Annotated in this window: 5 protein-coding genes; 2 read left to right on the top strand and 3 right to left on the bottom strand. The window is 64.3% G+C overall.

Annotated elements, in window-relative coordinates; all coding sequences use genetic code 11:
- The coding region (locus tag ABJF10_RS28220) for a sugar kinase (RefSeq protein WP_348547958.1) at positions 1-979 on the bottom strand (979 nt) is incomplete at its 3' end.
- Between the two features lie 117 nt (positions 980-1,096).
- Between ABJF10_RS28220 and ABJF10_RS28225 the strand changes: the two genes are divergently transcribed.
- A complete protein-coding gene (locus ABJF10_RS28225; protein WP_348547959.1) occupies positions 1,097-4,105 on the top strand; it encodes a DUF2339 domain-containing protein in 3,009 nt (1,002 codons plus the stop codon).
- Here the strand turns inward: ABJF10_RS28225 and ABJF10_RS28230 are convergent.
- Together ABJF10_RS28230 and mqnE are read right to left on the bottom strand one after the other, a co-directional pair.
- Positions 4,096-4,875 carry a menaquinone biosynthesis protein gene (locus ABJF10_RS28230; RefSeq protein WP_348547960.1) on the bottom strand — a complete coding sequence of 260 codons (780 nt, stop codon included), beginning with the start codon at positions 4,873-4,875 and terminating at the stop codon, positions 4,096-4,098. The genes ABJF10_RS28225 and ABJF10_RS28230 overlap by 10 nt on opposite strands.
- Entirely contained in the window at positions 4,872-6,020 is a 1,149-nt protein-coding gene (gene mqnE / locus ABJF10_RS28235; protein ID WP_348547961.1) for an aminofutalosine synthase MqnE, read from the bottom strand. The genes ABJF10_RS28230 and mqnE overlap by 4 nt, the downstream gene beginning before the upstream one ends.
- Before the next feature lie 275 nt (positions 6,021-6,295).
- Between mqnE and ABJF10_RS28240 the strand changes: the two genes are divergently transcribed.
- The coding region (locus tag ABJF10_RS28240) for a sigma factor (protein WP_348547962.1) at positions 6,296-6,511 on the top strand (216 nt) is incomplete at its 3' end.

Genomic DNA, 6,511 nt, shown 5'->3' on the forward strand with positions numbered 1-6,511 from the left:
CCCCACCAGCCAGCGCCTCGACTTCGGCAAGGCTCACCAAGTTGTAATCCCCGGGAATGGTGTGCTTGAGCGTGCTCGCTGCCACCGCGAAATCGACGGCGCGCTGCGGCGGATCTCCGCGCAGCAAGGCAAAGATCAATGCGCCGGTAAAACTGTCGCCCGCACCGACGCGATCGACGATCGAGATTTCATGACGGGTGGAGAAGAAGGCCTGGCCTTCGTGGTAGAGCATCGCACCCCAGCTCGTCGCGTCCGCCGTGGCGCCGTGCCGCTGGGTCAGGGCCACGGTTTCAAATCCAAATCGTTCGCAAAGCCGCCGGGCGGTCTCGGTGCCGCGCGGTCCGCCTTCTCCCGGGACGTCGATGCCGAAGACCATCTGCGCCTCCTCGATGCTCGTCACGCAAAGATGCACGCCCTTCATCAGCGGCGAAAGCGTGGCCCCGGCCGTCGCCGGATCGCGCCACAGCTTGGCGCGGTAATTAAGATCGAAACTCACCGCGAGTCCCAGGCGGCGTGCGGCCGCGATCGCTTCCTTCGTCACTTTCGTAGCGGCCGGAGAGAGTGCCGGTGTGATGCCCGACCAATGAAACCACTTCGCGCCGGCGAAGATTTGGTTCCAATCGAACGCTTCCGGCGGCGCTTCCGCGATCGCGCTGTGGGCGCGATCGTAAATGATTTTCCCGGGCCGCTGGCTCGCCCCGTGTTCGAGAAAATAAACGCCCACGCGATCTCCCCCGCGGGCGATGAAAGTCGTATCCACCCCGAGGCCGCGCAGTTCATTGATGGCCCGTTGCGCCAGGTCATTCGCCGGCAGGCGCGTGACGAAGCCCGCGCTGCCGCCCAGTTGCGCCAGCATCACCGCCACATTGGCTTCCGCCCCACCGAACGTGATTTCGAAATTGGGCGTCTGGGCCAGGCGCAGATGGCCAGGGGCGGTGAGGCGAAGCATGATCTCGCCGAAGGTAACAACGTCGGGCATTGGGTCGGCGAGAATGCGCGAAGCCATATCTGATGGAAAGAGCGAATCGAGGGCGCCCTCCGCCGCTTGTCTTTCCTGCGCACCTGTTTAACTTTCGCCCGCGGCCCCGCCATTCTCGTGACTGAATTCCTCCTCCTCGCCTTTGTCGTCCTACTTTTCGTCGTCGGGCGACTCTATCTGCTCCTCAACGACCTGCAGTCCCACGTGACGGAACTCCGCAAGCGTCTGCGCCAGGTGGAGGCGGAACTTCTCCGCCAGCCGGCTCCGAAGTCCCCCGCCTCATCGCCGGAAAAGGAAGCGCCCATCCCACCGGCTCATCCACTGACCCCAGGCATCGTCCCCCCGCCCTTGCCGTCCACGACACCCGTCGTCCGCACACCCCCTGCACCTGTCCTGCCACCGCTGATGGAGCGCCGTCCCCTCCCCGCAGAAAGCGCGATTCCACCGCTGCCCTCCTTCCGAGACGCCGACGCTCCCGGCGCGCAACCCAAGGAGAAAGAAAAATCGCTACTACCAGAGTTGACACTGGAAGCATTCATGGGCGTAAAGCTCTTCGCCTGGGTGGGCGGACTGGCGCTATTTCTTGGAATTGTTTTTTTCGTCAAATACTCGTTCGAGCGCAACCTGATCACCCCGCAGATGCGCGTGGCCATCGGCGCGATCACCGGGCTGGGCCTCATCGTTGGCGGCCTGCGCATGCCGCGCCCGAAATTCGCCGTCACCGCGCAGACCCTCTGCGCCACCGGTATCGTGACGCTCTATGGTGTGACCTTCGGGGCGTACGCCTTTTACCACTTTCTCGGCATGGTTCCCGCGTTCGTCATCATGGCGGCGATCACCACCGCGGCCTTCCTCCTCGCCATCCGACTGAATGCCCAGGTCGTCGCCGTGCTCGGCCTGCTCGGCGGCTTTCTCACACCCCTGCTCCTCTCCACCGGGCAGGACAATCCCGTCGGCCTCTTCACCTATCTCGCCGCGCTCGATGTCGGCTTGATCGCCGTGGCGTTGCGCCAGCGCTGGCGGTATCTTGTCACGCTCGGGGCGGTGGCGACCGCGCTCATGCAACTGGCGTGGGTCGCCGCCTACTTCGCACCGGCCAAGGTCGGCACCGGCGCCGTCATTTTCCTCGGCTTCGAGGCGCTGTTCCTTCTGCCCTTCTGGCTCTGCAATCGCGAGGCCGACGGCGAAGTGTGGACGACCGCCGCATCGGGGGTGAGCGCGGGCACCGCGCTGGCCTTCGCGGGTCATTTGCTCACCTTTGCCGATCTCGGCCAAAGACCGTGGATTTGTCTCTCGATCCTCCTCGCCGCCGACGCGGGCCTGGTCGCGTGGCCGCTGCGCAACAAGGCGCGCCAGGGCGGCCCCTTTTTCGGCGGCGCCGCTGCGTTCCTCATCCTGAGCCTATGGAATGTGCTCTATCTCAACGACGCACTGTTGAATTGGGCGCTGGGATTCTTCCTCGTCTTCGCCGCCTTTCACACCGCCCTGCCGCTGGTGCTGCATCGGTTGCGACCCTCCGCCACCACACCCAAGTGGGTCCAGGTCTTTCCCGCGCTCGGGCTCATCCTCATGCTCTGGCCGGCTTTGCACATCGGCGCCTCCACCTCGCTCTGGATCGCCGTGCTCGTGGCCGACCTCGCGGCCATCGCCCTCGCCGCGCTCGCCCGCGCCCTGCTCGGGCTCGTCGCGGCACTCGTGCTCACGCTCATCGCCACGGGCCTGTGGCTCATCCAGACGCCGGTGGAAAATCCGCAACTCAGTGGCCTGCTCACCGTCATCGCCGGATTCGCCGCGCTCTTCTGCGGCGCCAGCGTCTTTCTCCAAAAGCGCATCCGCGCGACCGGCCCGGAGTCACCTTCGACCTCGTTCGAAAACGAAGCCCTCGATCATCTCCCAGCCATCTCCGCCGCCGTGCCGTTCGCCCTGCTCATCTCGGCGGTGCTGCGGCTGCATCCCGAGAATCCGTCGTCCATTTTCAGCGTCGGCATGCTGCTCGTCGTCGTCATCCTCGGCCTCGCCCGCTGGAGCCAGACGGTCGCACTGCCGCCGGTCGCGCTCATCTGCGCCACGCTGCTCCAGTACTGCTGGCACATGCAAATGGTGCCGCGCCAGCACGGCTGGCTGCCGCTGGCCTGGTGCCTCGGTTTCACCGCCGTGATCTTCGCCTTCCCGTTTTTGTTTCAATCGCGAAAGGCCGCGCAAAGCACCCCATGGGCAACCGCCGCCCTGGCCCCGGTGCTGCACTATCCGCTCATCCATGGCGTGATCCGCAATACCTGGCCGGAGTTCTGGCACGCTGCGGGCGGCCTGGTTCCGGCTGCACTGGCCATCCCACCCCTGGCCGCCTGCGACTACCTGCGCCGGCGCCTGCTACCCGAGAATACCGCCCGTCTAACCGTGCTGGCGTGGTTCGGCGGTGTTGCTCTCCTTTTCATCACGCTGATTTTCCCGGTTCAATTCCGACAGGAATGGCTGACCCTTTCCTGGGCGCTCGAAGGTGCGGCGTTGCTCTGGCTCTTTCACCGACTGCCGCACCCGGGTCTGCGCAAAGTGGGCTTCGCCTTGCTGTGCATCGCCTTCGCCCGACTGGCCGTCAATCCCGCCGTGCTCGCCTACCACGCCCGCAGCGGCCTGCCGATTTGGAATTGGTATCTCTACACCTACGGCCTCGGCGCGGGCTGCTTTTTCCTCGCCGGATGGCTCACTGCGCCCCCGCGCGATCGCCTCGGTGAACTTCCTCTCCCACCGACGCTTTTCTCCCTCGGCACGATTCTCCTCTTCCTTCTGCTCAACATCGAGATCGCCGACTATTTCTCGACCGGCACCGTCCTCACCTTCGACTTCGAGGGCAACCTCGCCCGCGACATGACCTACTCCATCGCGTGGTCGCTTTTCGCTCTCGTGCTTTTGCTCATCGGCATGCACCGCCGCGTCGCCGGCGTGCGCTACGCGGGCATCGGCCTTCTCGCCATCACCTTGGTAAAGCTCTTCTTCCACGACCTCGCCAGCCTCGACCAACTCTACCGCATCGGCGCCCTGATCATCGTCGCCATTGTCCTCATCGGTGCGTCGTATCTCTACCAACGTTTCCTCGCGGTGGATGAAGAGAAGCCACCTCAGGCGTAACGCAGCGGCGTCTTCGCCTCCGCGATGAAGCCATGCTTTGCCAGCAGCTCGCGAAACTTCTCGATGCCCGCTTTCTCCCCTTCGCCGAGCTCGAAGCGGATATGGTGCATGAGGTAACGTCGCGTGAAATCCGGATCACGCGCTTCGCCGCTGATGATCTCGTCGAGATGCGCAAGACCGTAGGTCTTCAGCGCGCGCAGGTCCGCAGCGACATCCGCGGCGTGTAGCAGATCGGGCCGCAACAGCCATGGCGCAAAGACGAAAGGCAGGCCGGTGCAACGCTTCCACTCCTCGCCGAGATCGAGGATCTGATATCCGTCCCGGTCGTGCTGGCGAAAGTCGATGGCTTGGTTGCCGATGATCAATGCGGCATCCGTCTCGGCCGGGAATGCCGCTAAATCGAGCAACTCCGGGCGCACGCCATGATATTCCCGCAGCAGCACCTGCAGCAGATGCACCGACGTGAGCGAGGCCGGATCGAGCGCCACGCTGCGCAGTTGCGCCAGCGGTCCGCGATGCGCGAGGAACACGCTGTAAACCGGCCCGTCGCAGGCGATCCCCACACCTTCCGCCAGCGTGTAGTGCGGCGAGCGCAGGGCCTCAAACGTCGGCACGAGCGCCACGTCGAGCCGTCCCGCCGCGAGATCGCGCGCGAGTCCGGAAGGATGATCAAAAACCACCGGCCCATCGTAACCTTGGATGAGCGGCTTCGAATTGAGATACTTGACGCAGCCAATCCGCAGGCCTGCGAGCGCCGGATACGACCTCACGCGACGGCCAGTTCCGGGGCGGCGCCGGGCTTTTGCCAGGTCGATGGGATGTGGCGGTACCACGTGTCGCGCTGCATCGGCTCACGTCCCGCTTCGCGGATGGCTTTCTCGAGGGCGGCGCAGCTCTGTTGCTGCGGAGTAGTCGCGCCAGCCATGTGGAAAATCTTTTCCTCCATGATCGTCCCGTGCAGATCGTCCACCCCGTAGTTGAGCGCCTGCTGCGCGAGCGGCAGACCCAGGCTCACCCAGTAGCCGGTGATGTGATCGAAGTTATCGAGGTAGATGCGCGAGATCGCCAGGTTCTTTAGCTCCTCGAACGCCGTGGCGTGGCGGATCTTCGTGAGCACCGAATCGGGCCGCGCTCCCGCCGCTTCAAACGCAAACGGCACGAACCCGGTAAACCCGCCGGTCTCATCCTGCCACGTGCGCAAGCGCCGCAGGTGATCCACGCGTTGCGCCATCGTCTCGATGTGCCCGTAGAGCATCGTCGCCGTGCTGCGCATCCCCATCTGGTGCCACGTGCGGTGTACCTCCCACCATTCCTCCGCGTTCTCCTTGCCGCGGCAAATCTGATCGCGAATGGGTTGATCAAAGATCTCCGCACCACCGCCGGTGAGCGCGCACAGCCCTGCCTCACGCAGCATCTCGAGCGTCTCCCGGATCGATTTCTTGAAGATGCGGAAGGCCAGATGGCGGATCTCGACGGCGGTGAAGGCTTTCACGAAAAAATTCGGGTCGAGCGCGCGCAGAGCGCGGACGAGCTCCAGGTACCACTCGCCCTTCAAGGTTGGGTGCAACCCACCCACCATGTGAATCTCGGTGATCCCGTGCTTCAGCCCTGCCCGCGCCTTTTCCACGATCTCCTCGATCGTCATCTCGAACGCATGCGCTTCCCGCTTCTTCGCGCCGAAGGCGCAGAACTGGCACGAGAGGATGCAGTGGTTCGCGTAGTTGATGTACTGGTTGTGAATGTAGGTGGCGACGTTGCCGTTCTTGCGCTCCCGCAGGACATTGGCGATGCACCCGAGGCCGTTCAGGTCGTGCGTGGCATAGAGCGCCAGGGCTTCGTCATCCGTCACCCGGCTCCCGGCGAGGACTTTGTCGTAAATCGGGCGCAGGGCGGGCGAGAGGAGCTTGGCGGACATGGCGATGTTTCCCAAGTAGTTACGTGCGGCAGGCTTCCAGCGCAAGCGGGGAGGCAAGGAAGAGGGCTGGATTGGCTCTGTGGGCTCCATTGGCCCCATGGGCTCGGTTGGTTCCATTGGCTCCATTGCGAAAACCGCATATTAAACGCCAAAAATGGTGATTGTCGGGGAGTGTTCTCCTGCTCTCGCGCGCCTATGCTTGCCTTCCCGCACACCCTTCCTGCATGTTGCCGCGTCGTGGATCACCCCACCACGCCCGCCCGCTTCCCCATTTCATGAGCCCAGACCCGAGCCCTCAGGCCGATTCGTCGTCCGACGCTGCGGCCCAGGACCTCGTCTGGATGGCGCGCATCAAGCTGGGCGACACCGATGCCTTGCGCGACCTCATCGAAGCGCACCAGCACCGCGTCATCGGCACCGTGGCCAAGATGCTCGGGGACGATAGCGATGCCGAGGACATCGCCCAGCAGGTCTTCATCCGCGTCTGGAAG

This window comes from Chthoniobacter sp., from assembly GCF_040003245.1.
GTDB lineage: Bacteria > Verrucomicrobiota > Verrucomicrobiia > Chthoniobacterales > Chthoniobacteraceae > Chthoniobacter.